Annotated in this window: 20 protein-coding genes; 10 read left to right on the top strand and 10 right to left on the bottom strand. The window is 71.2% G+C overall.

Annotation, left to right across the window (positions count from 1 at the left end):
- Positions 1-73: 73 nt before the first annotated feature.
- Positions 74-868: a hypothetical protein gene (locus FXO19_RS13970; protein ID WP_149195713.1), complete on the bottom strand. Its 795-nt coding sequence runs from the start codon at positions 866-868 to the stop codon at positions 74-76.
- 191 nt (positions 869-1,059) lie between these two features.
- Between FXO19_RS13970 and FXO19_RS13965 the strand changes: the two genes are divergently transcribed.
- Both FXO19_RS13965 and FXO19_RS13960 read left to right on the top strand, forming a co-directional pair.
- Positions 1,060-1,599, top strand: a complete 540-nt coding sequence (locus FXO19_RS13965) for a pseudouridine synthase (RefSeq protein WP_149195712.1) — start codon at positions 1,060-1,062, stop codon at positions 1,597-1,599.
- Between the two features lie 122 nt (positions 1,600-1,721).
- Complete coding sequence (locus FXO19_RS13960; RefSeq protein WP_149195711.1) at positions 1,722-2,828, top strand: hybrid sensor histidine kinase/response regulator; 1,107 nt, start codon at positions 1,722-1,724, stop codon at positions 2,826-2,828.
- An 82-nt stretch (positions 2,829-2,910) separates the two neighbouring features.
- Here the strand turns inward: FXO19_RS13960 and FXO19_RS13955 are convergent, their stop codons facing one another.
- Together FXO19_RS13955 and hrpB are read right to left on the bottom strand one after the other, a co-directional pair.
- Entirely contained in the window at positions 2,911-3,309 is a 399-nt protein-coding gene (locus FXO19_RS13955) for a hypothetical protein (protein ID WP_149195710.1), read from the bottom strand.
- Positions 3,310-3,421: 112 nt separating this feature from the next.
- Positions 3,422-6,067 carry an ATP-dependent helicase HrpB gene (gene hrpB / locus FXO19_RS13950; protein ID WP_255516431.1) on the bottom strand — a complete coding sequence of 882 codons (2,646 nt, stop codon included), beginning with the start codon at positions 6,065-6,067 and terminating at the stop codon, positions 3,422-3,424.
- 115 nt (positions 6,068-6,182) lie between these two features.
- Between hrpB and FXO19_RS13940 the strand changes: the two genes are divergently transcribed.
- Positions 6,183-6,983: a TatD family hydrolase gene (locus FXO19_RS13940; RefSeq protein WP_149195709.1), complete on the top strand. Its 801-nt coding sequence runs from the start codon at positions 6,183-6,185 to the stop codon at positions 6,981-6,983.
- A 31-nt stretch (positions 6,984-7,014) separates the two neighbouring features.
- On the opposite strand, the gene FXO19_RS13935 is transcribed toward FXO19_RS13940, so the two are convergent.
- The 5 genes from FXO19_RS13935 to FXO19_RS13915 form a co-directional block, all read right to left on the bottom strand.
- The gene (locus FXO19_RS13935; RefSeq protein ID WP_187775795.1) at positions 7,015-8,766 is read right to left on the bottom strand and encodes a YadA family autotransporter adhesin; all 1,752 of its coding nucleotides are present in this window, start codon (positions 8,764-8,766) and stop codon (positions 7,015-7,017) included.
- A gap of 193 nt (positions 8,767-8,959) precedes the next feature.
- A complete protein-coding gene (locus FXO19_RS13930; RefSeq protein WP_187775794.1) occupies positions 8,960-11,650 on the bottom strand; it encodes a serine/threonine-protein kinase in 2,691 nt (896 codons plus the stop codon).
- Positions 11,651-11,667: 17 nt separating this feature from the next.
- Complete coding sequence (locus tag FXO19_RS13925) at positions 11,668-12,219, bottom strand: ECF-type sigma factor (RefSeq protein WP_149195706.1); 552 nt, start codon at positions 12,217-12,219, stop codon at positions 11,668-11,670.
- Between the two features lie 111 nt (positions 12,220-12,330).
- Positions 12,331-13,134, bottom strand: coding sequence for an ABC transporter permease (locus FXO19_RS13920; RefSeq protein WP_187775793.1), 804 nt, complete (start codon positions 13,132-13,134; stop codon positions 12,331-12,333).
- Positions 13,131-14,108 (bottom strand): ABC transporter ATP-binding protein, encoded by a 978-nt coding sequence (locus FXO19_RS13915; RefSeq protein WP_149195705.1) that lies wholly within the window; start codon positions 14,106-14,108, stop codon positions 13,131-13,133. The genes FXO19_RS13920 and FXO19_RS13915 overlap by 4 nt, the downstream gene beginning before the upstream one ends.
- Positions 14,109-14,322: 214 nt before the next feature.
- On the opposite strand from FXO19_RS13915, the gene FXO19_RS13910 reads away from it, so the two are divergent.
- From FXO19_RS13910 to FXO19_RS13880, 7 genes are all read left to right on the top strand, one after another.
- Positions 14,323-15,087: a ferredoxin--NADP reductase gene (locus FXO19_RS13910; protein ID WP_425481481.1), complete on the top strand. Its 765-nt coding sequence runs from the start codon at positions 14,323-14,325 to the stop codon at positions 15,085-15,087.
- A 174-nt stretch (positions 15,088-15,261) separates the two neighbouring features.
- Positions 15,262-16,476 (top strand): hypothetical protein, encoded by a 1,215-nt coding sequence (locus tag FXO19_RS13905; protein WP_149195703.1) that lies wholly within the window; start codon positions 15,262-15,264, stop codon positions 16,474-16,476.
- A gap of 28 nt (positions 16,477-16,504) precedes the next feature.
- On the top strand, positions 16,505-16,930 hold the full coding sequence (locus FXO19_RS13900) for a hypothetical protein (RefSeq protein WP_149195702.1): 426 nt from the start codon (positions 16,505-16,507) through the stop codon (positions 16,928-16,930).
- Positions 16,927-17,127, top strand: a complete 201-nt coding sequence (locus FXO19_RS13895) for a helix-turn-helix transcriptional regulator (protein WP_149195701.1) — start codon at positions 16,927-16,929, stop codon at positions 17,125-17,127. The genes FXO19_RS13900 and FXO19_RS13895 overlap by 4 nt, the downstream gene beginning before the upstream one ends.
- A complete protein-coding gene (locus FXO19_RS13890; protein WP_149195700.1) occupies positions 17,124-18,632 on the top strand; it encodes an alpha/beta hydrolase in 1,509 nt (502 codons plus the stop codon). The genes FXO19_RS13895 and FXO19_RS13890 overlap by 4 nt, the downstream gene beginning before the upstream one ends.
- A 112-nt stretch (positions 18,633-18,744) precedes the next feature.
- A complete protein-coding gene (locus tag FXO19_RS13885; RefSeq protein WP_149195699.1) occupies positions 18,745-19,491 on the top strand; it encodes an ABC transporter ATP-binding protein in 747 nt (248 codons plus the stop codon).
- Positions 19,488-20,657, top strand: a complete 1,170-nt coding sequence (locus FXO19_RS13880) for an ABC transporter permease (protein ID WP_149195698.1) — start codon at positions 19,488-19,490, stop codon at positions 20,655-20,657. Before FXO19_RS13885 ends, FXO19_RS13880 begins: the two co-directional genes overlap by 4 nt.
- 95 nt (positions 20,658-20,752) lie before the next feature.
- On the opposite strand, the gene FXO19_RS13875 is transcribed toward FXO19_RS13880, so the two are convergent.
- Positions 20,753-21,784 (bottom strand): energy transducer TonB, encoded by a 1,032-nt coding sequence (locus FXO19_RS13875; protein ID WP_149195697.1) that lies wholly within the window; start codon positions 21,782-21,784, stop codon positions 20,753-20,755.
- Positions 21,785-21,883: 99 nt separating this feature from the next.
- On the bottom strand, positions 21,884-23,224 hold the full coding sequence (gene mnmE, locus FXO19_RS13870; protein WP_187775792.1) for a tRNA uridine-5-carboxymethylaminomethyl(34) synthesis GTPase MnmE: 1,341 nt from the start codon (positions 23,222-23,224) through the stop codon (positions 21,884-21,886).
- Positions 23,225-23,414 lie beyond the last annotated feature (190 nt).

Below are 23,414 nucleotides of genomic sequence, written 5' to 3'. Positions count from 1 at the left end.
GTCCCGGGCGGGCGCTTGGAATCTGTGATCGCGATGCGGATCAGCGACTAGGTGACACGTCGGCGTTCGCGCCTCAGGCGTCGAACACGAAGCGGCATCCGGCGGCGCCGCCGGCGCGGCACGCGGCCTCGGAGACGCGCACGCGCGGCAGGGTTCCGGACGCGTTGAGCAGGCCTTCCAGAAAGCCACACAGGAAATGGCACTGCGCGGCGACGGTCTGGCTGGTGACCACGCAAAACGGGCTGCCGCTGGTGGTCAGCGCGTCGCCATCGGGCTCGGTCGGCAGCAGCTGGCGCATCGCCGGCAGCGCGACATGCTTGATCGAGCGCGACAGGTCGAGCGCGGCGCCGAGGGCGAAATCCCGCTTGTAGACCCAGGCGCCGACGCGGGTGCCGATGTAGCGCATCGTGGTCACGCGCTGCGCCGGCTCCAAGCTGCGCTCGAACCCCAGCACCAGGCCGAACACGCGCGGGTAGTCGCGCGCCAGCTGCGGCAGCAGCACCTCCACCCGCGCCGGATCGGGCGCCGCCGACGGCGCAGCGGCCGGCGCGGGCGGCGCGGGCGGGGCATCGGCGCGGACGGGGTCGATCGACGCGACGACCTCGGCCAACGTCTGCGGCGAGGTCGACACCCCGGGTTCGTACGGCGCCGCCTCGAAGCTGCGCACCATCCAGTGCGTGCCGAGCTGTTCCTCCAGCGCCAGCAGACGCGACTCCGGCCCCTGCACGACCAGCACCATCACCACGCCGCGGTCGGTGTTGGCACGACGGTGGCGCAGCAGCTTGAATTGATTGGTGAGCAGTACCTCGCCCAACGCCAGCAGCAGGCCATCTCGTTGTTCCGAGACGACCTTCAGCTCGATGGTCACCATGCTTTCCTTCCCCCCGATGCTCGACGCACCCTGTCTGCCGCCCGGTGGACGGTTACCCTCCTGCCTGCGGCCTGTCATCAATAACAACTTCGGCGGATAAAAACCGGGAGCTCACTCACAATGATGAATCCAGTTGCGCGGTGCTGCGCCCCGCGGCATCGTCGCCACCGCTGCCTGCCCCCGGCCCCATGCTGATCGCGTTGAACAAACCCTGGGGCGTGCTGTGCCAGTTCACCGACCGCAGTACGCCGCCACGGCCGACCCTGGCCGCTTTCGCTCTGCCGCCCGGCGTCTACCCGGCCGGGCGCCTGGACCGCGACAGCGAAGGCCTGCTGCTGTTGAGCGACGACGGCGCGCTGGCGCACCGGATCACCGACCCGCGGCACAAACTGCCCAAGACCTACTGGACGCAGGTGGAGGGCACGCCGGATGCGGGACAACTCACGGCGCTGCGCGACGGCGTCGAGCTTCGCGACGGGCGCACGCGCGCGGCCACGGTGCGGACGATCACGGCGCCGACGTTGTGGCTGCGCGACCCGCCGGTGCGCCATCGCAAGACGGTCCCCGACACCTGGCTGGAACTGGTGCTGCACGAGGGCCGCAATCGCCAGGTCCGGCGCATGACCGCGGCGGTCGGGCTGCCGACCTTGCGCCTGGTGCGGGTCGCGATCGGGCCATGGCGCCTGGGCGACTTGGCGCCCGGGCACTGGCGCAAGGTGAACGATTAGGTCTTCGCAATACTGAATCCTTCAGGCTTGTCCGGGCTTCCGCCGAATCCGCGTGTGCTTCGACGAGTGATGCGTTTGCGTTTCTGATAACTTGCCCGAACACCTGTTCAGAATGATGCGACATGGTCAAAGGCAGCTCCACTGCGGGGCGCATCCTCGTCGTGGACGATCAGCCGGCCAACCTGCGGGTCGTGGGGGCGCTGCTCGCGCGCAGCGGCTACGAGGTCCTCGATGCCGGCCACGGCGAGGAAGCGCTGCGGATCGCCTCCGAGCAACTGCCCGACCTGATCCTGCTCGACGTGCTGATGCCCGGCATGGACGGCTTCGCGGTGCTTGCAGAGATCAAGCAGCGCGAGCCGCTGATGCGGCTGCCGGTGGTGTGCCTGACCGCCGCGCGTGATCGCGAGCAGCTGCTGCGCGCCTTCGATGCCGGCGCCGTCGACTACGTCACCAAGCCGTTCCTGCCCGAGGAGCTGCTGGCACGGGTCGCGGCCCACGTCGGTCTCAAGCTCACCCGCGATCATCTGGAACGGGTGGCGCGCGAACGTCAGGAGCTGGTCAATCTGGTCGCGCACGATCTCAAGAATCCGCTCAGCAGCGTGTTGTTCGCGATCGACATGCTGCGCAGCGGCAACGTGCGCGAGGAGCGCGTGACGCGCTACCTGGAAACCATCCACGAAAGCGCCAGCGACGCGCTCGGTTACATCAAGCGCTATCTCGAGACCCAGCGCGTGGTGCGACAGGTCGCACCGCAGGAGGGCATCGCCTCGCTGCCCGAGATCGTGCGCTGGCTGGAGAACCGCTACGGCCTGCAGTACGAGGCGCGCGAGCGTCACCTGAAGGTGACGCCCGTGCAGCCGGACATGCAGGTGGCGGTCGATGCGCTGGTGCTGCGCCAGGTGGCGGAGAACCTGGTGACCAATGCGATGAAGTACGCACCGCAGAGCGACCTGGAAATCGCCTGCCACCGCGGTGGGCCCGGATTCCTGCGGCTGCTGGTCGAGGATCGCGGCCCAGGGATCCCGGCGGCCAAGCAGCGCCAGCTGTTCCAGCCGTTCGTGCGCCTGCACGACGAGCCGCCGGCCCCCGGCGACATGTCCAGTGGCCTCGGCCTGTCGCTGGCCCGGCAGATCATCGGCGAAGCTGGCGGCCAGCTCTGGTACGAGGACCGCGAAGGCGGCGGCGCACGTTTCGTCGTCGAACTGCCGGAAGCTCGCACGAGGTCATGAGCGAACGGGAGGGGAGGCCCCTGCAGCCGCGGCCGCGGCGCGGGAAACGCCCGCACGCAGCGTCCACGGCGCCCTTTGGCGATCAGCCTCCGGTTGTTTCGGCGCCGCCCTCGGTGCGCTTGCGCGCGCTCGACGCTCGCCGCTTGGCGGCCTTGCGCGGACGCGAGTTGCGATCGGCGTCGACGCGTTTGGACCGGCCTTCGATCGTCGCGCCAGCAGCCTGGCCGTTCGCTTTCCGTTGCCGGCGCAGGATCGCGTAGAGCGCCAGGCCCGCACCCACGGCGACCGCGGCCGTCACGGCCAATGTCGGATTGCGCCGCACCACATGGCTCGCGGTCTTCGCGCCGGTACGCGCCGCCCCAAGCACGGCGCCGGCCTGCAGCCACTTGCCTGCGTTGTCGGGAATGACATAGCGGACGCCGTCGCCCACGTGTCCGGCCAGTTCCAGGGCCCTGCCCTGCAGGGTATCGAGCTTGCTCATCGCGGAATCCTCGTGGCGGTGGTCGCACTTGCCGCAAGTATCGACGCGCCGCCGTAGCGGCGACGTGATCGCCCGGCCTGGCGGGCTGACGCCGGACCGATGCGGCGATCCGTCATGTCCTGGGCCGGGCGCGATGGGTCGGCGCGGCGTTCCAGGGATCCTCCGGCCAGGGATGCTTCGGGTAACGCCCCTTCATTTCTCCGCGCACCTCCGGCCAGGTCCGTTCCCAGAAGCTGCGCAGGTCCTGGGTGACCTGCAGCGGCCGCCCAGCCGGCGAGAGCAGGTGCAGCGTCAGCGGCACCCGACCGTCGGCGATGCGCGGGGTATCCGCCAGGCCGAACAACTCCTGCAGCTTGACCGCCAGCACCGGCGCGGCGCCGTGCGCATAGTCGATGCGTCGCTGCATGCCCGACGGCACGGCGATCCGCTCCGGCGCCAGGAGGTCGATCCGCCGGCGCAGGTCCCAGTCGACGCCGGCGCGCAGCGCCTCGCCGAGCGCCGGCGCGTCCAGCGCGTCCAGGCGCGTCTTGCCGGCGAAGGCCGGCAGCAGCCAGTCGTCGAGCGTCGCCAGCAGCGCCTCGTCGGACAGGTCCGGCAGGCCGAGTTCGGGGATCCATTCGCGCAGGCAGCGCACGCGCTCGCGCCATTGCCGCAGGCCGTCGCTCCACGGCAGCGCGTCGAGGCCGAGCTGGCGCACGGCGTCGGTCAGTGCACGCGCGGCCTGCTGCGGATCGACCCGCGCGCCGGGCCGGCTGTCGAGCACGATGCCGTTGAAGCGGCGCACGCGTTCGGCCACCAGCGCGCGGCGCGCCGGATCCCAGCGGGTTTCCTCGCCTTCGTAGAAGCGCGATGCGAACGCGGTGCGCAGCGCGGCCTCGTCCACCGGCGCGCCCCGCAGCAGCAGCGCGTCGCGGGCCTCGAAGCGCAGCTCGCTGGCGACCAGCCAAGGTTCGCCGTACAGCGCGCTGTCGTCGAGCAGCCGCGCCATGCGGCCGTTGGCGAGCTGGTAGCGATACGGATCCTGCGGATGCTGGTGCGCGATGCGATCGGGGAAGGCATGCGCGAGCAGGTCGCCGAGCGCGTGCGCCGGCACCGCCGCGGGCGGCGGCGCGGCGATGCGCAGGCGGCGGCGCCACTGCGCGGCCGCGGCGTCGATCGCCGCCAGTGCACCGCGATGGGCATCGCCCGGAGCCCGTCCGCCACGGAAGGCGGCCAACGCCTGCCAGCGTGCGGCCACCGCGTCGGAACGACCGCGCAGGGGATCGCGTGCTTCCAGCAGCGCGACCAGGTCGCAGGCCAGCGCACGCGCTTCATCGCCGGACGGCGCCAGCAGCATCGCCGCCAGCCGTGGGTGGGTGCCGAGCGCAAGCATGCGCCGGCCGACGGCGCTGATGCGGTGATCGGCCTCCAGCGCGCCGAGTGCACGCAGCAGGTCGCGGCCGGCGGCCAGCGCGCCCGCCGGCGGTGGATCGGGGAACCGCAGCGCATCGCTGCCCCAGGCGGCGAGTTCCAGCGCCAGCGACGCCAGCTCGACCTGTGCGATCTCCGGCCGCCGTTGCGGTTCGAGCCGCTGCGATTGCGGCCACAGCCGGTAGGCCCAGCCGGCGGCGACGCGGCCGGCGCGGCCGGCACGCTGGTCGGCGGAGGCCTGCGCGATCGTCACCACGTCCAGCCGCGAAAAGCCGCTGTTGGGATCGTGGCGCGGCTCGCGCGCCAGGCCCGAGTCGATCACCACGCGCACCCCGGGCAGGGTGACGCTGGACTCGGCGACGTTGGTGGCAAGCACCACGCGGCGACGGCCGTCCGCCGACGGCCGCAGCACGCGGGCCTGCTGGTCCACGGGGAGGTCGCCGTGGAGGGCGAGGATCTCGATTTCGTCGATGGCGGGCTTCGGTTGGGCCCGGGAGCGGGCTCCGGAAGACATCGCTTTTCCCTCGGTCAGGGCATCCTGCCCTGACTCGGGCGCCGGCCATCCATGGCCGGCTTGTCGCGATGCCTCCCGGAGCCCGCTCCCTACGGTCGGCGTGTCGTTCGACCGCCCGGACAGGCTGGTTTCGAGCAGTGTCGCGAGCCGGTCGATTTCCCGCCGCCCTGGCAGGAACACCAGCACGTCGCCCGGGTGTTCGCGCAGCGCGTGCTCGACGGCGCGGCGGGCCTGGTGTTCGGGGGCTTCGGCGCGGCGCGCCGGGAAGTGCGACACCTCGACCGGAAAACTGCGCCCGGCGCTGGACAGCCGCGGCGCATCGAGGAAGCGGGCGAGCCGCTCGCCGTCGAGCGTCGCCGACATCACCACGATCCGTAGATCCTCGCGCACGCCCGCCTGCACGTCGAGCGCCAGCGCCAGGCCGAGGTCGCCGGCCAGATGGCGCTCGTGGAATTCGTCGAACAGCAGCACGCCGACGCCTTCGAGCAGCGGATCGTCCTGCAGCATGCGGGTCAGGATGCCTTCGGTGACCACCTCGATCCGGGTGCGCGCGGAGATGCGGCGGTCGAAGCGGATCCGGTAGCCGACGGTGTCGCCCACCGCCTCGCCCAGCTGCTGCGCCATGAATCCGGCCGCCGCGCGCGCGGCGACCCGGCGCGGCTCCAGCATCACGATGCGCCGGCCCTGCAGCCAGTCGGCATCGAGCAGCGCCAACGGCACCTGGGTGGTCTTGCCGGCGCCGGGCGGCGCCTCCAGCACCAGGCGCGGATGCGCCCGCAGGTTGCGCAGGACCTCCGGCAACAGGGGAGCGATGGGGAAATCAGACGCCGGCATCGGCGCAAGGATAAGGCTTGCCGCTGCGTTCGGACGATGGCGGCGGATCCGCTCCCGGGAGCGGAGCGTCGCTTCGCTCTTACAATTCCCGATTCTCGATTCCCGATTCTCCCGCATGCACCTGATCGATATCGGCGCCAACCTCACCCACGACAGCTTCGACCGCGATCGCGACGCGGTGCTGGAGCGCGCCCGCGCCGCCGGCGTCGGCCGGATCGTCGTCACCGGCGCCAGTCGCGAGCATTCGCCGAAGGCGCTCGCGCTGGCACAAGCGCATCCCGGCTTCCTGTCGGCGACCGCCGGTGTGCACCCGCACCACGCCGTCGAATACACCGAGGAATGCGACGCCGAGCTGCGTGCGCTGCATGCGCATCCGGAGGTGGTCGCGGTCGGCGAATGCGGGCTCGACTACTTCCGCGACTTCTCGCCGCGCCCGGCGCAACGCAGGGCGTTCGAGCGCCAGCTGCAGATCGCGGCCGACAACGGCAAGCCGCTGTTCCTGCACCAGCGCGACGCGCACGACGACTTCATGGCGATCATGCGCGAGTTCGACGGCCGCCTCGGACCGGCGGTGGTGCACTGCTTCACCGGTACCCGCAAGGAACTGTTCGACTACCTGGACCGCGACTGGCACGTCGGCATCACCGGCTGGCTGTGCGACGAGCGCCGCGGCGCGCACCTGCGCGAGCTGGTGCCGAACATCCCCGCGCACCGGCTGATGGTGGAGACCGACGCGCCCTACCTGCTGCCGCGCACGCTCAGGCCGATGCCGAAGGACCGCCGCAACGAGCCCGCGTTCCTGCCGCACATCGTCGAGGAGCTGGCGCGCGACCGCGGCGAGGACGCCGCCGTCACCGCCGCCGCGACCGCCGACACGGCGCGGGCGTTCTTCCGCCTGCCGATTGAAGACAAATGATGACGGTGGGCCTTGGCCCACCGCATGGGTGCTACAAGTCCACGCCGAAACCGATGCCCCCCGACTTCTCGCTGCCGCTGAACGCCCCGCCCAGCGAGAACGAGGCACGCTGGCCGATGCGCTTGCCGTAGCCGATCGACAGCGCCTGCTCGCCGCCGTGGAAGCCGGCGCCGACCGCGATGCGCCCGCGCGGGCTCTGCGAGCCGGCGGCGTTCATCGCCATGTTGAGCATCGCCGAACCCATCGCGCCCTGGCGGTCGATGCGGCGGTTCTGCCGATGCAGGCGGCCATCGACTTCGGCGAAGCGGTCCTCGAGCGCCTCCATCCGTCCGTTGATGGAAGCTGGATCGAAACCGACCAGCCCGGCGATCTGGGTGTCGGTATAGGCGTTGGCCGCCGTCAGGGTCGCCGCGTCGCCCGTGTCAGCGTAGGTTTCCGCCGCGCTCAACGTGGCGGCATCGCCGGCCGCCACGTCGCCGCGGATCGCCGCCTCGCGGTTGTCGGTGTAGGCGTTGGTGGCGGTGCCGCCGGTGGCGACGGCGGTGTCGGTGTAGGCGTTCGCCGTGGCCAGCGTCGACTGCAGCTGCTCGAGGTTGACCGCGTCGGTGGCCTGAGTGCCGGCGGCGACGTTGACGATCTGGCGCTGGCTGAGGCTTGTGCCGACCGACACCGCGCTATCGCGGTCGGCGACCGAACCGTATCCCAGTGCGATGCTGCCGATCCCCGTGGCCTGGCTGCTGTTGCCCAGCGCGGTGCTGCCGAAGCCGGTCGCCTGGCTGGTATGGCCGAGCGCGGTGGAGACGTCGGCGCTGGCGACGGCGACGCCGCCGATCGCGGTGCTCTGCATGCCCGACGCATTGCTGATCGCGCCGAACGCCGCGGCCTGGCTGCCGGCGGCGACGCTGAAGTACCCGGCCGCGGTGGCGTTGTCACCGGTGGCGGAGCCCGACGCGCCCAGCGCCGTGGCGCCACCGCCGCCGCTGGCCAGGCTGTCGTAGCCGACCGCCACGCCGAACTCGCCCAGCGCCCGCGCCGAACGGCCGGCCGCGACGCTGGCATCGCCCTCGGCGGCGCTGGCATCGCCGAGCGCGAGACTGCTGATGCCGAACGCGTGGCTGTCGACGCCAACCGCGGTGGTGCGCGGGCCTTCGGCGTGGGCTCGCAGGCCGCTGGCGACGCTGGCGGTGCCTTCGGCGCGGCTGAGCGTGCCGGCGGCGATACTGCTGTTTCCCGTGGCGAGCGCCGTCGCGCCCAGCGAGATGCTGTTGTCGCCCAATGCGCGGGCGCTGTTGCCGATCGCAACCGCGTTGAGGCCTGTGGCCAGGGTACGCTCCTCAATGGCGACGATGTCATCGCCATCGGTATCCACCCACCCGCCCATTGCGACCGAACCGACGCCGGCGGCAATCGCATAACCGCCTGTGGCAACGCTGCCGGCCAGGTTGGCGACCGTGCCCGCCCCCAGCGCGGTACTCAGGCGCCCGCTGGCCTCGGCACTGGCTCCGATCGCGGTGGCCGCCTGCGCGGTGGCTCCGCTGGCCATCCCGAGCGACGTGCCGGCAAAGCCGCTGGCGATGCTACCGGTACCGACCGCCGTGGCATTCGCGGCAGCCTGCGAACCTTGGCCGCAAGCCAGCGTATCGGCATCGGCATCGACGACGGCGCCGCCGGCGCCGCCGCTGCTCAGTTCGCAGGTTTCGCCGGCCCAGGCCGTGCCGGCCAGCAGGCCGAGGCCCAGGACCAGCGCCGTGGACAGCGGATGACGATTGCAGGACGTTTTCATGGTCTTTTTCTCGCATGCATGAGGCCGGAAGCGGCCGGCCGAACCCCTGTCGCGGTCGCGTGGCATCTGCTCGCGATCCGTTCCTGGTCATGCATCCGTATTCGGGGGGCGCCGATGGCCACCCCCTGGTCGAGCGTGTGCGGCGAGCGGACAGGGCCCGGAAGGCGTTCCGGCGCCGGTGCCGCGGTTCGGGTCAGCGCATCGCGCGATGCAGCTGCGCGTTCACCGGATGCGCCAGCAGGTCGGCCGAGCGCAGCCGTTGCTGCGCCTGGGCCCAGGTCGTCCGTGCCTGCTCGGTCTCGCCCAGTGCCGTCAGCGCCTGACCGCGCCACAGCAGGTGCTCGGCGACCTCGGCGGCATCGCCCCGCGGCAGCGCGGCATGCAATGTCGCGGCGCGCTGCAGATGCCGCAGCGCCTGGCGCGAATCGCCGTTGCGCAGGGCGCAGTACCCGACCACGGCATGGGCTTCGGCGGCGTGGACCAGATCCTGGCCGTTCATCTCGCGCGCCAGCGCCAGCGCCTGTTCGCGGGCCTCGGGCGGTATCGCCGGCAGCGCCCGGTCGCAGGCGAGGCGCAGGCTGCTCGATGCCGCCATCAACCGGTTGCGGGCACCCGACCCGCCATCGGCCTGCAGCACCGGCGCGGCGGCGTGCAGCAACGCTTCGGCGTCGGCGGCCCGGCCCAGGCGGACCAGGTCCCGCGCCCGCCACAGTTGGCTCTTGGCCTGCTCCTGGCGGTTGTCCGGTTCGGCCTCGTGCAACAGCCGGTCCCATTGGTCGCGCGCCTGCAACGCCTGTTCGTAACGCCCCTGCCGGTAATACAGGAGTTCCAGCTCGCGCCAGGCGGCCAGCATGTACCCGCGCGGCTTGTCGAAGATCCGAGCGTAGTCGGCGAGGCTGGCGAGCAGGCCGGCCTCGGCCTCGGCGAAACGCCCGAGGTGCGACAGCGCACCGGAACGGTTGAGGGTGAGCGTCGCAGGATGGACGTGTTCCCGGCCGAACACGCGGCGGCCGAGATCGATGGCCTGGTCGTAGAAACCCAGCGCCTTCGCATAGCCGCCCGCCTGATGGTGGCCGGCGGCCACGGCGGCGACCGCGAAGAAGCGCTCGCGCTCGCTGACCTCGTCGCGGCCGGCCAGGATGGCCCAGGCGCGCTCGCTGTCGCGCAGCCGCGCCGCGCCGTCCCCGCGATGCATGTGCAGCGTGCCGCGCTGGCGGTAGGCATGGGCCAGTTCCGTCGAGTCCGGCGCCGAGCGCTCCAGCTGTGCGATGGCCTCGGCGAACAGCCGCTGCGACTCTTCCTGCTCGGAGGCGTCGGCGGTGGCCAGGCTTTGCGCCAGGTCGACCTGCGCCGCTGCATGGGCTACCGGTTGCCGCAGCCGCTGCGGCGCACGCAGCTGCAGCAGGCGACGACGCAACTCGACGTGTTCGGGCAGGTTGCGCTGGTAATAGACCTCGGCAATGGCGGCGAGGAATTCGGCCTCGGTCTCGGGATCGTTCCTGAAGCGCTCGGGCAGCTGTTCGACCGCCGCGGCCAGCAGTTCCGCGGTGGTCGGCAGCTGCTCGCGCGGCTTGCCCGGCGCGGTGGTGCGGAACAGCTCGAACAGGAAATCGCGGATCGCGTTGGAGCGCGCCAGTGCCTGCGCGGTGCGCTGTTGCGCCGCCTGCGCCAGGACCGCCTGCTGCCGTGCTTGCTGCGCCTGCCACAGGGTACCGGCGACGCCGGTGGCCAGCGTCAGCGCCAGCAGCGCGGCGGCGGTCACGCCCAGCCGGTGCCGGGCCGCGAAGCGCCCGGCGCGATAGCGCCGGCTCTGCGGACGCGCGCGGACCGGATGCCGGCCGCGCCAGCGCCGCAGGTCTTCGGCCAATGCCTCGACGCTGGCGTAGCGCTGCTCGGGCTGCCTGGCCAGCGCCTTCATCACGACCGTGTCGAGGTCGCCGCGCAGGCGCCGTACCCACAGCCGCCGCGTCGGCGAAGGCAGCGCCGGGTCGCTCTGCACCACGCGCGACGGCGGCAGCGTCTGCGTATCGATGCCCTGCAGGCCCTGCGGCCGCGGCGACCGACCGGTGAGGATCCGGTACAGCAGCGCGCCGAGGCCGTAGACGTCCATCGCCGTGCTCGGCGGCGCGCCGAGGAACTGTTCCGGCGCGGCGTACTCGGGCGTGAGCGCACGCAGCGCGGTCGCGGTGCGCTCCGCGTCCTGGTCGTCGTCGAGGCGGGCGATGCCGAAATCCAGCAGCTGCGCATGGCCATCGTCGTCGACCAGCACGTTCGACGGCTTGATGTCGCGGTGGATCACCAGGCTGCGGTGCGCATGCGCCAGTGCGTCGGCGACCTGCAGCACCAGATCGATGCACTGCTCGACCTCGAAGCGATGCCGCTCGCACCAGGCGTCGATGCGTACGCCGTCGATCAGCGCCATCGCCAGCCAGGGCGTGCCGTCGTCGGCGATGCCGGCATCGTAGAGCGGGACGATGCCCGGATGCCGCAGGCGCGACAGCAGCTGCTGTTCGCGCAGGAAGCGTTCACGGCCGCCGCCGGCCAGCGCGCCCAAGGTGAGCACCTTGACCGCGGCCTGCTGCCCAACCGGCGCTTGCGTCGAAACCGCGCGATAGACGACCGCCATGCCGCCGCGGCCGATCTGCTCGAGCAGGCGCCAGCGACCGAGGCGGCGGTCCTTCAGCGTGTCGTCGGCATCGGCGGCCATCTCGAGGACCGGCACCGCTTCGAGCGGACCACTGCGGCAGTCATGCGCATTCAGCAGCCGTTGCACCAGCGCACGCAGGTCGTCGTCGAGCGTTGCGGCCGCCAAGGCCGCCGCGCGGCGTTCCGGCGGCAGGTCCAGCAGGCCGTCCAGGACGCGGTCCGCCTCGCGCCAGGCCACCCTCTGCCGCGCATCCACTAGGGCGCGTCGAGCATGGCGTACAGGAACGCGCGGGCGCGTTCCCATTCGCGGCGCGCGGTGCGCGTGGAGATTCCCAGCAGTTCGGCGATCTCGGCGAACTCGAGTCCGGCGAAGTAGTGCAGCTCGACGACTTCCCGCTGCCGCTGATGGATCTCGCCCAGCGCCTCGAGCCCCTCGTGCAGCGCCAGCACCTGCTCGGACGCGACCTCCATCGGCAGGCCTTCGGTGAGCGTCACCGCGATCTGGCCGCCACCGCGTTTCTCGCTGTACCTGCGGCGCGCATGGTCGACCAGGATCCAGCGCATCGCCTTGGCCGCTGCGGCGAAGAAGTGATGGCGGTCGGTGACCGAGAGCGGCTCGCCGGTGGTGGCGCGCAGGTACAGCTCGTGCACCAGGACCGTGGGCGTGACGGTGTGGTCGCCACCGGACAGGCGCGAAGCGGCCAGCCGCCGCAGCTCCGGATAGAGTTGCTCGAACACCGCCGACAGCCGCTCGGGCTCGCCGGTCCGCGCCTGCGCCAGCAACCCGGTGATCGCTTCACCGTCCATGTCCCGCCGCCCCCATGTCAGCCCCAGGCAGATCCTAGCCTGCTCCGGGCACTACGTGGACGGCCGCCGATTGCGGCCACGCCGTCTCGACGGAATCCGCAGCAGGGCGCGTCAGCTGCGCAGGCCGACCCCGCGCCGCAGCAGCCACAGGCCCAGCGCCGCCAGCGCGGTCACGAAGAACAGCATCAACGCGTAGGCGATCCACAGCGGCACGTCCGACTGTCCGAGCAGGCCGTAGCGGAACGCATTGACCATGTAGAAGATCGGGTTGGCGTGGGTGGCCGCCTCGGCCCAGTCCGGCAGCAGGCTCACCGAATAGAACACGCCGCCCAGGTAAGTCAGCGGGGTGAGGATGAAGATCGGCACGATCGCGACGTCGTCGAACTTCTTGGCGTACACCGCGTTGACGAACCCGGCCAGGGCGAAGATGGTCGCGCCCAGCAGCACCGTGCTGAAGGTGACCAGCGGGTGTGGAATGCGCACGGTGGTGAACAGCATCGCGATGCACAGCACGATCGCGCCCACCGCCAGCCCGCGCGCGACGGCGCCGGCGACGTAGCCGGTCAGCACCACCCAGCTCGGCATCGGGCTGACCAGCAGTTCCTCGATGTGGCGGCCGAACTTGGCGCCGAAGAAGCTCGAGGAGATGTTGCCGTAGCTGTTCTGGATCACGCTCATCATCACCAGGCCGGGGACGATGAACTCCATGTAGCTGAAGCCGCCCATCTCGCCGATGCGCGAGCCGATCAGGCCGCCGAAGATCAGGAAGTACAGGGTCATGGTGATCGCCGGCGGCACCAGGGTCTGGCCCCAGATGCGCAGGATGCGCACGATCTCGCGGCGCACGATGGTGCCGAGCGCGATCCAGTTGTCGCGCATCCGCACCTCGGCGTGGTCGTGACGCGCGGCGCTCATGCCGACTCCCGCGTTGCCGCGGCGATCACCGCGGCCTCGGGCGTGCCGGTCATGCGCACGAACAGCTCCTCCAGCCGGTTGGACTTGGTGCGCATCGAGCGCACGCGGATGCCGGCGGCGTCGAGCGAACCGAACAAGCGGTTGAGGTCCATCGAGCGCGGCATCTCGACGTCGAGCGTGTGGTCGTCCGGCGCCTGCACCTCGACCCCGGGAATCACCGGCAGCGCGGCCGGTAGCGCGCCCTCGATGTCGAGCAGGAAGCCCTCGACGTCGAGCTTGGCCAGCAATGTCTTCATCGGGCCCTGCTCGACGATGCGGCCATGGTCGATGATCGCCAGGTTGCGGCACAGGCTCTCGGCTTCCTCGAGATAATGCGTGGTGAGGATGATGGTGGTGCCGGCGGTATTGATCTCGCGCAGGGTGCGCCACATGCCGCGGCGGATCTCGATGTCGACGCCGGCGGTGGGCTCGTCGAGGATCAGCAGCCGCGGCCGGGTCATCATCGCCCGCGCGATCATGAGCCGTCGCTTCATGCCGCCCGAGAGCGTGCGGCTCATCACCTGGGCCTTGTCCCACAGCTGCGCGCTGCGCAATTCGTGCTCGGCGCGCACGAGCGCCTCGGCGCGTGGAATCCCGTAGAACCCGGCGTAATTGACCAGGATGTCGAAGGGCTTTTCGAACAGGTTGAAGTTGATTTCCTGTGGCACCAGGCCGATCAGGCGCATGGCGGCGTCGCGGCGGCGCGCGAGGTCGACGCCGAACACCGAGACCTCGCCCATGGTCTTGTTGACCAGCGAGGAGACGATGCCGATCAGGGTGCTCTTGCCGGCGCCATTGGGGCCGAGCAGCGCGTAGAAGTCGCCGGGCGCGACGTCCAGCGAGACGCCCTTGAGCGCCTCGACGCCGCCGGCGTAGGTCTTGCGCAGGTCGCGCACCGACAGCGCCGGCGACGCATCCGCTGGATTGGGGGCCATGCTCGACTACCTGTGCCGCGAGACGCGCGGCGAATCCCGTTATTATAGGCGGTCGCGCGGAGGCGCCTGCGCGACGCTGCATTGCGCGGCGGCCCGGCCGACGGTTGCGGTCGTCGCGGCTGCGATCTTCCCGCCTGCGATCTTGCGCCTGCAATCGACACCTGTCGCACACTGCACCTTCCCGCGGCCGTCCGCCGCCCGATTCCGGTATCCCGTGGCCATCCAGCACTTCCCCCTCAAGCTCGTCGACCGTCGCATGCTGGCGCCCGGCATCGCCCATCTCAGCTTTGTGCGCGGCGACGGCCAACCGCTGGACTTCATCCCCGGGCAGTTCGTGCAGGTGCACTTCCGCTATGCCGACGGCACGCCCACCCGGCGCAGCTACTCGCTGGCGACCATCCACGACCACGCGCTCGGGCCCGGCGAATCGGTCGAGATCGCCGTGAGCTATGTGCCCGGCGGCGCGGCCACCGCGTTGTTCGAAGGCCTGGAGCCGGGCGACACGGTCGACGCCAGCGGTCCGTTCGGGCGCTTCTGCCTGATGCCGGGCGACGGCAACCGCCGCTACCTGCTGATCGGCACCGGCACCGGCGTCACCCCGTACCGGGCGATGCTGCCGCTGCTGGAGCGGGCCATGGCCGAACGCGGCGTCGAGGTCGTGCTGCTGTTCGGCGCGCGCTCGCCCGCCGAACTGCTCTACGGCGACGAGTTTCGCGCCTTCGCCGAACGCCACCCGGGTTTCCGCTTCCTGCCGTGCTTTTCGCGCGAGCTGCCCGAGGCGGGATCGCGGCAGGTGCATGCCGACGTGCGCCACGGCTACGTGCAGCAGTTCCTCGACGAACTCGCCCCCGATCCGGACGGCGACATCGCCTACCTGTGCGGCAACCCGAACATGGTCGACGCCTGTTTCGAGGCACTGAAAGCGCGCGGGTTGGCGGTGCCGCAGATCCGCCGCGAGAAGTACGTCAGCAGCAAGTAGCTTCGACGGATCTCCCGCCGTGGACGGCGCGCGAGACGCGTCGACGCGCAAGGCGGCGCTGCGCCGGTCATCCGGAATCGGCTGGCGACTTGCATCCCAGAGGCGATCGGAGGTATCCCGTACCGTCGGCGACCACCTGCCGATGCCAGGCCATCAGGAAGGCGCCCACACGCCATGATCGACATGCCGACCGCGACCCGAACGCACCGCGGCGATGCGGCACTGCTGCCGCCAGCGCCCCCTGCCGCCACGCACGCGCGTCCTCCGGCCCGGCGATTCCTGCGCTGGCTGGTGTCGATGGCCGCGTTCGCCGGCGCCGGCATGGTCGTCGGATTCGCCGCGGCGCACGCCGGTGCACGGCTGGGCGCCGACCTGCTGCCGTCACCCGGCTGGGCCGTGCTTGCCGGCTTCGTACTCGCCACCTGGCCCAACATCGTGTTGCACGAGGCCGGCCACGCGGCGGCCGGACTTGCGCGCGGCATGCGCGCGCTCGCCTTCGGCGTTGGCCCGTACCGGATCGAACGTGGCGCCGGCGGCTGGCGCTTCCGGCGCGGCGGCGGTGTCCGTGGGATCAGCGGTTTCGCCGCACTGCTGCCGGGTGACGAGCGCGGTTTCGGGCGCATCGACCAGGCAATCTTTCTCGCCGGCGGCCCGCTGGCCAACCTGATCACCGCTGCACTCGGCCTGATTGCGGCGGCGCTGCTGGCAGGCTCGGCATGGGCGGCGGCGGCCCAGGGCGCTGCGTACTCGGCGCTGCTGATCGGCGCGGTGAACCTGGTGCCGTTCCAGTCGAAGGGCTGGCGTTCGGACGGTCGCGGGCTGCTCGATCTGCTGCGCGCGACATCCGATGCCGCCCTGCAGCAGCAGATCAATCGGATCATGGCGTTGAGCCTGGCCGGGGTCCGTCCGCGCGACTGGCCCGAGGCCCTGCTGCCGACAGTCGTCGATGACGCGCCCGCACCGGTATTGGCCATCGTCTGCCGGCTGCTGCGCTTGTCGCGCGCCTGCGACCAGCGCGACGCTTCAGCCGCGCGCGACTGTGCCGAAGTGCTCGGGGCGCGGTTCTGGGAGGCGCCGGAAGCCCTGCGCCCGAATATCGCCGTGTCCTTGGCCGGGTATGCCGCCGTCATGCTGGAGGACGGCGCGCTGGTGGCCGCCTGGCGGCCATGGTGCGAGGGCGGGCTGCTCGACCTGTCGCCGTACCGGGCCTGGCTGGATGCCGAGCATGCCGCCCTGTCCGGCGACGCCGCGGGCGCGCGCCGCCACCTGGAAACGGCGCGGACGCGTCTGGACCGGGTACAGGACGCGGCCAGCCTGGCGGTCCTGGGCGAGCACCTGGACGCCCTGGCGGCCCGACTGCAGACGACGGTGGCTGTCAAGGAAGCTTGACATTCCCCCGCGGGCTGCGGCATCGTGCATGTCAAGCAGACTTGACAAGGCCCTGCCGATGCGGACCGCTGCCAGCCGGCACCTGACACGTGAATTCCTTCCGGCGATGGGCGCCTACGCCGTCGTCCTGGTGGCGGCGACGTTCGCGCTGCGCCACATCGATACACCGGTGCTGCGGGCCGTTCTCGCGCTGCTACCGCTGCTGCCGATCGGGTTCGCCGCCCGCGCCATGCTGCGTTACGTGCGCCGCTGCGACGAACTGCAGCGGCGCATCGAGCTGGAAGGCATGGGGCTGGGTGCGCTGCTGCTGTGCCTGGGCACGTTCGCATTGGGCCTGCTCGCCAGGGCGGACGTGCTGGCGGTCGACGGCACCGTGGTGCTGGTCTGGATCATGCCGCTCTACCTGCTGCTCTACGGCGTCTGCAAATCCGTGGCCGCACGGCGCTACCGGTGAGGAGCCGGGTCCGCGAGCTGCGCGAGTCGCGCGGCTGGTCACAGTCGCTGCTCGGCGAGCGTCTGGGAGTCTCACGGCAAACGGTCAACGCCATCGAGACCGGCAAGTACGATCCCAGCCTGCCGCTGGCGTTCCGCATCGCGCGGACGTTCGGCGAAACCATCGAATCCATCTTCATCCCGGAGGAAGCTCCATGACATCACGGCCAGGTTTCGCGCCGCTGCTGGCGGCTCTGCTGCTGGCCGCCTGTGGCGGCGAACAGCAGGGCGGCCCGCGCACCGACGCGCAGGGCACGCTGCACTACGGCGAACTCGCGTTCACCCCCTGCGCCCTGAGCGCTACCGCCGGCCAGACGGTCGAGGCGCAGTGCGCGACGCTGCAGGCGCCCGAGGATCACGACGCGCCGCAGGGCCGCATGATCGAACTGGCGGTGGCACTGGTGCCGGCGAAAGGCCTGGCGGTGGAGGATCCGGTCTACATGATCGCCGGCGGGCCGGGGCAGTCGGCCATCGAAAGCTATCCGCAGGTGCATGCCGCATTCGAGGACGTGCGCCGCACCCGCCACGTGGTGCTGGTCGACGCCCGCGGCACCGGCGGCTCGCACCCGCTCGCCTGCCGCGACGAGGACGGCGACAAGGCCATCTACGACCCCGACGACGAATCGCCCGAGGCCATGCGCGCGTTCGCCGAACGCTGCCGCGAGGCGCTGTCGAAGACCGCCGACCTGCGCTACTACACCACCGGCGACCACGTCCGCGACCTCGACCTGGTGCGCGAGACGCTCGGCGTCGAACGGATCAACCTGGTAGGCATTTCCTACGGCACCCGCGTCGCGCAACAGTACGCCGCGGCGTACCCGCAACACACCCGCAGCCTGGTGCTCGACTCGGTGGTGCCCAACACCCTGGTGCTGGGCCAGGAGCATGCCCGCAACCTCGAGGACGCGCTGCAGGCGCAGTTCGCCGCCTGCCGCGGCGACGGCGCCTGCCTGCGCAATCTCGGCGATCCCGCCGACCGGCTGGTGGCGGTGCGCGAGCGCCTGGACACCGGCAGCATCGCACCGGTGCGCTACCGCGACCCGGTCAGCGGCGAGTGGCGCGAGGAAACGCCGCGCTACGGCCATCTCGCCGGTCTGCTGCGCATGTACGCCTACCAGCCGCAGATCGCCGCCACCCTGCCGCTGCTGCTGCACGAAGCGGCGCAGGGGCACTACGAAAGCCTGCTGGCGCAGTCGCAGCTGCTGACCGCCAGCGTCTCCGACGCCATCTATCACGGCATGCAGCTGTCGGTGCTGTGCAGCGAGGACGCCGACGAGCTGCGTGCCGAGGACGCCGACCGCGACACCGTGCTCGGCACCGCGCTGATCGAGTTGACCGATGCGCAGTGCGCGGTGTGGCCGCGCGGCCGGCGCGCCGAGCACTTCCGCGAACCGCTGCGGGGCGATCTGCCGGTGCTGGCGATCAGCGGCGAATTCGATCCGGTCACGCCGCCGCGCTACGGCGACGAGGCGATCGCACAGCTGTCCAACGCCCGCCACCTGGTGCTGCCCGGCCAGGGACACAACGTGATCGGCACCGGCTGCATGCCGAAGCTGTTCGCGCAGTTCGTCGAGAACACCGACGCCGACGCACTCGACGCCGACTGCCTGCAACGCCTGCAGCCGCAACCGCCGTTCGCCGGCGCCTACGGCTGGGAGCCGTAGGTGCCGTGATTCGTCATTCGTGATTCGTGATTGGCAAAGGCGACAAGCGCTGCAGATCCGGATCCGCTTTTTCGAATCACCAATCACTAATCACCAATCACGGACCCACCCCATGATTCGGATCAACGACCTGCACAAATCCTTCAAGGCCAAGAGCGGTCCGGTGCACGCCGTGCGCGGCGTCGGCTTCGAGGCTCGCGACGGCGAGATCACCGGCCTGCTCGGCCCCAACGGCGCCGGCAAGACCACCACCCTGCGCATGCTGTACACGCTGATGAAGCCGGACGCGGGCGACGTCCGCGTCGACGGCCTCGACGCCCATCGCGAGGCCACCGCGGTGCGGCAGCGGCTGGGCGTATTGCCCGACGCGCGCGGCGTCTACAAGCGCCTGACCGCGCGTGAGAACATCGCCTACTTCGGCGCGCTGCACGGCCTGGATGCCGGCACCATCGCGGCGCGGATCGCGCAACTGGCCGAGACGCTGGTGATGGAGGATTTCCTGGACCGGCGCACCGAGGGTTTCTCGCAGGGCCAGCGCACCAAGACCGCCATCGCGCGCGCGCTGGTGCACGATCCGCGCAATGTCATCCTCGACGAACCGACCAACGGCCTCGACGTGATGACCACGCGTGGCCTGCGCGGCTTCCTGCGCCGGCTCCGCGACGAGGGCCGTTGCGTGATCTTCTCCAGCCACATCATGCAGGAGGTCGCGGCGCTGTGCGATCGCATCGTGGTGATCGCGCACGGTGAGGTGCGCGCCATCGGCACGCCGGACGAGCTGCGCGCGTCCACCGGGCTCGATGACCTGGAGGACGTGTTCGTCCGCCTGGCCGACCTCGACCGGGAGGACGCCGCATGAGCACGATCCTGACCGTGGCCAGAAAGGAACTCGTCGACCTGTTCCGCGACCGCCGCACCGTCCTGCTCGGGCTGCTGCTCGGGCCGCTGATCCTGCCGGCACTGATCCTGGGCATCGGCTCGATTGCCGAAAAGAAGATGCGCACCCAGCTCGAATCGGCGTTGGAGATTCCGGTGCTTGGCGCCGAGCACGCGCCCAACCTGATGCGCTTCCTCGAGGGTCGCAACATCACCGCCAAGGCGCCGCCCGATGATGCAGACGCGACGGTGCGCGACCAAGACGCCGAGCTGGTGCTGAAGATCGATCCGGCGTTCGGCGAGCAGTGGCGCGACAGCCGCAGCGCACGCGTGGAGCTGGTCTACGACAGTTCGCGGCAGGATTCGCGAATCCCGGTCGAGCGGGTTCGCGGCGCGCTGGCCGAGTACAGCCGACTGGTCGGGGCGCTGCGCGGCATCAGCCGCGGCGTCAGCCCCGAGGCCGGTTTCGCGGTGCAGGTGACGCAGCGCGACGTCGCCACGCCCGAAGCCCGACGCGGCATGCTGCTGGCGTTCCTGCCGTACGTGCTGATCCTGCTGAGCTTCCTCGGCGGCGCCCACCTGGTGATCGACGTCACCGCCGGCGAGCGCGAACGGCAGTCGCTCGAGCCGCTGCTGGCCACGCCGGCCGCGCGCTCGGCGATCATGAGCGGCAAGATCCTGGCCGCGTGCCTGTTCGGCATGCTCAGCCTGCTGCTGACGCTGCTGGCGTTCAAGTTCAGTTTCTCGTTGGCCCCCGGGCCGCTGCGGCTGGTCGACGTGACCCTGCCGGCGATGGCGCTGCTGCTGCTGGTGCTGCTGCCGATGGTGCTGATCGGCACCACCCTGCTGACCCTGATCGCGGCCAGCGTGAAATCGGTGAAGGAAGCGCAGAGCTACATGAGCGTGCTGATGTTCCTGCCGATCATCCCGACCGTGGTGCTGATGGTGAACCCGGTGAAGAACCAGCTGTGGCAGTTCACCGTGCCGTTCCTGGCGCAGAACCAGATGATCCTCAAACTGGTCCGCAGCGAGGCCATCACGGCGTCGGAATGGGCGGCCTACCTGGGCGCCGGCTTCGGCCTCGGCCTGCTGCTGTGGCTGCTCGCCGCGCGGCTCTATCACCGCGAAAAATTGGCGATCTCGGCCTGACGCCGTGCCCGCGGGCGCGCGGTGATCCATGGGTGACACCGGATACGACGACGCCCGGCGATGCCGGGCGTCGTCTGCGTTTCAGCGGCAGAGGCTCAGCCGCCGGGCGTGAACGCGATCGTGCGCCGCGTCGTCACCGGCGCCGCCACCGGTTCGAAGCGCCAGCGCCGTACCGCGGCGACCGCCTCGCGATCGAACACGCGCGGCGGATCGGCACGGACCACCCGGGCATTGCTGACCGAACCGTCGGCGCCGACGGTGAATTCCACCAGCACTTCGCCGCCCTGGCCGCTGCGCAGAGCATCGGGCGGATAGCGCGGCGCCGGCGTGCTGATCGCGCGCAGGTCGGCGGCCGTCGGCGCCGCCGCCGCCGCCGCCGCGGCGGCTTGCGCGGCGCGTTCCTCCGCCGCGCGCTGTTCGGCCGCGCGCTGCTCCGCGGCGCGTTGCGCGGCGGCTTCTTCGGCGGCGGCCTGATCCTGCTCCGCCTGACGTTCGGCTTCCTGCTGCGCGGCCAGTTCCTTGGCCGCCTGCTCCTGCTGCAACTGCTGTTGGCGCTGGCGCTCCTGCTCGAGTTGCTGCTGGCGTTCGGCTTCCTGCTCCGCGGTCAGCTGTTGCTGCTCGGCACGCTGGGCGGTCGCCTCTTCGGCCGCCTCGATGCTGCTGCCCAGCCGCTGCAGCGCCGGATGCTGCTTGTCGGCGCGTTCGATCAGCGCCAGTAGACGCCGGGCTTCCTCGAAGTCCTCGCGGTCGCGGCTCTGTTCGGTGGCGATCACCGTCATCGGCAGCAGATCGGTCAGCGCGCTGGAGACACCGGCGTCGCCCGGCTGCTTGTCGCGCAGGCCGAGGTAGTACTCCATGGCGTTGTCGCCGGCCGGGGCGTACAGCCGGCTTTCCTGATAGGCCTTGGCGGCCGCCGCGCGCAGCTCCTCGATGCTCATGGTCGCGGTCTGGTCGGCGGCCGCGGGCGCGTCCGCCGGTGTGGTCGGCGCGGCCTGCGTGCTGGCGTCCGGCTCCGCATCGGGCGCGGCCGGCTCCTGTGAACAGGCCACCAGCGCGCAGGCGATCCCCGCGCCGATGGCGATTCGGTACCAAAGCGGACGCGCACGCCCGTTGTCTGTCAAAAACATCGAGAACTCCCCCTGATGTGCGATGCCGCACGTATGCCTAGGACGCGGCAGCGGGCGCCATTTGTCAACACCCGTGCCCCCGGGAACGGGTTCCCGCGCCTACTTGCCGATGCAGAACGTGGAGAAAATGTGACCCAGTAGATCGTCCGGCGCGATCCGGCCGGTGATCTCGCCAAGCGCGTCGTGGCCGGCCCGCAGCGCCTCCGCCGCCAGGTCCAGGGCTTCGTCGCGCAGCGCGGCGCGCGCCGCCGCGAGGTCGCGGCCGGCGCGCTGCAGCGCCTCGACGTGCCGCGCCCGGGCACTGAACGTCCCGGCCTCCGCGCCCGTTTCCGGCCCCTGCGCCAAGGCTTCCAGCCGCGCCACCAGCTGCGCCAGCCCGTGCCCGGTGCGCACCGAAACCCGCAGTACGTCCGTGCCGGCTTCGTCGACCGTCGCGGCGTCGAGCAGGTCGACCTTGTTGTGCAGCCACAGCCGTTGCGGCACCGCCGCGATCGCCGCCGCGACGGCGGCGTGGCCGGCACCGGGGTCGCGCGCGTCCAGCACCACGATGGCCAGGTCCGCCTGGCCGAGTTCCGCCTCGGCGCGGCGCATGCCCTCGCGCTCGATCGCGTCGCCGCCGGCGCGCAACCCGGCGGTATCGACCAGGGTCAATTCCACGCCGCCGATACGCACGGTCTCGCGCAGCAGGTCGCGAGTGGTGCCGGCGATCGCGGTGACAATGGCGCGCTCGCTGCCGGCCAGTGCGTTCAACAGCGAGCTCTTGCCGGCATTGGGCGGGCCGACGATGACCGCATGCAGGCCGTCGCGCAGCTTGCGGCCGCGCTCGGCGGCGAGCAGCAGCGCGTCCAGGTCGGCGATCGCCTGGTCGAGGCCCTCGCGCAGGCGTTCGCCGCCGAGGGTGTCGAGCGGCTCGTCGGCGAAGTCGATGCTTGCCTCCACCTGCACCCGCAGCGCCAGCAATGTCGCGGCGAGCGCTTCCACGCGCCGCGAGAACTCGCCCTCCAGCGCGCGCCGGGCAGCGCGCGCGGCGCCGGCATCGCCGGCGGCGATCAGGTCGGCGACCGCCTCGGCCTGCGCCAGGTCGAGCCGGCCGTTGAGGAAGGCGCGCTCGCTGAACTCGCCGGCGCGCGCCGACCGCGCACCCAGCGCGCAGCCGCGCGCGACCAGCTGCCGCAGGATCGCAGGACTGCCGTGCGCCTGCAGTTCCACCACGTCCTCGCCGGTGTAGCTGGCCGGGCCGCGGAACCACAGCGCGATGCCGTCGTCGAGCACCGCGCCGTCGGCATCGCGGAAGCGGACGTAGTGCGCTTGGCGTGGCCGCAGCGGCCGCGCGCAGAGCGTCTCGGCGATGCGGCGCGCCTCCGGACCCGACAGCCGCACCACGCCGATGCCGCCGGCACCTGCCGCGGTGGCGATGGCAACGATGGTGTCGGTAGTCACGGCCGGGAATCGGGAATCGGGAATCGGGAATCGGGAATCGGGAATCGGGAATCGGGAATCGCAGAACAGGATACGGCGGCAAGGTGCTGAGGAACGCGCTTTCGACCCGCCTTCCGCGGTTCAACTTTTCAAGAAGGGAGAAACGGACTCGGAATAGAGCCTGCGGGAGCGGTGATACCGGGCGGGCGTG

Source organism: Luteimonas suaedae (assembly GCF_008312895.1).
GTDB classification, from domain to species: domain Bacteria; phylum Pseudomonadota; class Gammaproteobacteria; order Xanthomonadales; family Xanthomonadaceae; genus Luteimonas; species Luteimonas suaedae.
The sequence above is the reverse complement of the archived record's forward strand: the minus strand, read 5'-3'. Positions and strand labels throughout refer to the sequence as shown.